The sequence below is a fragment of the Actinomadura logoneensis genome (assembly GCF_003428695.1).
GTDB lineage: Bacteria > Actinomycetota > Actinomycetes > Streptosporangiales > Streptosporangiaceae > Spirillospora > Spirillospora logoneensis.
Genome location: NZ_QURH01000637.1, coordinates 1 through 2,466 on the forward strand (window position 1 = coordinate 1; position 2,466 = coordinate 2,466).

General features: G+C 76.6%; 2 protein-coding genes. Both read right to left on the bottom strand.

Translation table 11 applies throughout. The annotated features are described in order from the left end of the window. On the bottom strand, nt 1-1,017 hold a 1,017-nt coding region (locus tag DZF91_RS24965; RefSeq protein ID WP_117359684.1), incomplete at its 3' end, for a DUF58 domain-containing protein. 4 nt (nt 1,018-1,021) lie between these two features. Next, entirely contained in the window at nt 1,022-2,077 is a 1,056-nt protein-coding gene (locus tag DZF91_RS24970) for an AAA family ATPase (protein ID WP_235834534.1), read from the bottom strand. Between the last annotated feature and the right edge of the window lie 389 nt (nt 2,078-2,466).

The window sequence follows — 2,466 nt, forward strand, 5'->3', positions numbered from 1 at the left end:
CACCGCGACGACCAACCCGTCGCCGTCCCGCCCGGTGCCGCCGACCAGGGCCGCGAGGCCCGCGTCCAGCGCGGCGCCGTCGCCGGGGCGCGCGACGGCCAGCGCGTCCAGCAGCAGCCCCTCGAACTCGCCCGCGTAGTCGGCGGACGGCGCGAGCCGCTCCCCGGCGTCGGTGACCAGCCGCAGCGCCATGCCCGTCCGGCCGAGGTGCACGCCGACCGACGCCGTCGCCGAGACCGCCTGCTCGAACGTCGCGCCCGGGCCCTCGCCGTGGTGCGCCAGGCCCCGGGTGTCCAGGAAGAGCGCGCCCCGGCTCTGCCAGTGCTGCTCCTCGCGCCGCACCATCAGCTCGCCGCGCCGCGCGGTCGACCGCCAGTGGACGCGGCGCAGGTCGTCGCCGTGCCGGTACTCGCGCGGCGCGATGTCGTCCTCGCCCGCCGTGGAGACCGTCCGGGCCACGCTGTCGCCGCCGCCGGCCCACGCCCCGGCGAGCCGCCCGGACGGCAGCGGCACGATCGCCGGGGTCACCGTCAGCGTGTCGGTGAGGCTGAACGAGCGGACCAGCTCGACCATCCCGAACGGGTCGGCGAGCCGCACGGTCAGCGGCCCCACCCGGAACCGGCCGCGCACGTCGGACCGGATCCGGTAGCCCAGCTCGCGCGATCCGCGCGGCTCGATCCGGTCGATGACGAACCGGGGCCGCCCGCCGAGCGCGAACGGCACCCGGTCCTCGACCATGAGCACCCCGCTCGGCAGCCGGGAGACGTTCTCCAGCCGCAGCTCCGCGCGCGACTCGTGCCCGACCGGCAGCCGCGGCGGGTCCAGCCGGCGCGCGCACGCCAGCCGGTACCGGGTCCGCGAGACGACCCAGGTGCAGATCAGCGGCAGCGCCAGGACGAGCACCCCCGCGCGCAGCAGGTCGCGCTCGCCGAGCACGAACGCGCACAGGATCGCGGTCGCCCCGGCCGCCACGAACGACCGGCCCCGCGTCGTCAGCCCCGCCAGGGCCCGTCGCACCGGGTCACCCCCGCGGGGACGGAACGGGCAGCCGGTGCACCAGCTCCGTCAGGACGTGCTCGGGCCGCCGCCGCTCGACCTGCGCCTCGGCGGACGGCAGCAGCCGGTGCGCCAGCACCGGGACGGCCAGCTCCTGGATGTCGTCGGGCAGCACGTAGTCGCGGTCGTCGAGCGCCGCGTACGCGCGCGCCGCCCGCACCAGGTGCAGGGTCGCCCGCGGGGACGCGCCGAGCCGCAGCTCCGGATGGTTGCGCGTCGCGGTGACCAGGTCGATCGCGTACTGCCGGACGGACTGCGCGACGTGCTGGCGCCGCACCACCTCGATGAGGGCGCGCACGTCGGCCGCGTGCGCGACCGGCTCCAGCTCGGCCAGGGGGTCGGCCCCGCCGTGCGCGTCGAGCATCTCCAGCTCGGCGGACGGGTCGGGGTAGCCCATCGAGATCCGCGCGGTGAACCGGTCCCGCTGCGCCTCGGGGAGGGGGTAGGTGCCCTCCATCTCGACCGGGTTCTGGGTGGCGATCACCATGAACGGACGCTCCAGCGGATACGTCGTGCCGTCCACGGTGACCTGCCGCTCCTCCATGCACTCCAGCAGCGCCGACTGCGTCTTGGGGGAGGCGCGGTTGATCTCGTCGCCGACCACGATGTTGGCGAACACCGGGCCCGGCTTGAACTCGAACTCGCGCAGCTCCTGGTTGTAGGCGCTGACCCCGGTGATGTCGCTCGGGAGCAGGTCGGGCGTGAACTGGACGCGCCGGACCGAGCAGTCCACCGAGCGGGCCAGGGCCTTGGCGAGCAGCGTCTTGCCGACGCCCGGGACGTCCTCGATGAGCAGGTGGCCCTCGGCGAGCAGGACGGTCAGCGCGAGCCGCACCGCCCGGGGCTTGCCCTCGACCACCGTCTCCACGGCGTCCCGGATGCGCCCGCTCACCCGGGCCAGGTCGTCCAGGCCGGCCGGGTGCCCGGTCCGGGAGGCGTTCGCCGGGCCGTCCCCGGGGCGGGGCGCCGGAGCCGACCGTCCGGTCCCGGGCGACGGGTCCCCGTGCATCCCTACTGCCACCAACCAACCCTCCTCAGCCGTCCGGCCGCCCCGACGGCGCCGCAGTGCGCAACCCTTGCACGGACGTCCGCGCGTCTCCTCCGATTCCGGATGATCCGCCCTCCGCTCCGCTCCGCCCGCGACCGCCGCCGGGCCGCCGGCGCCCACCGGCGCCCGCCGCCGGTGCCATCGAACAGTGCCCCACCGACAGTACGTCTCACTGCCGGTACCCGCGATGGTCATGGGAACGCAGCCATTGTGCTCCAACCGGACGCCGGGCACAGCCCGCCCGGCGCCCCACTTTCCCCCCGGGCCCCGCCGCGGCGGGCGGCCGGGAGCGCCCCGGGCTGCGTCAGGACCCGCTGTCAAGATCGTCCCGGCGGCGGGGCGGTCCGCGGCGCCCCACCCCC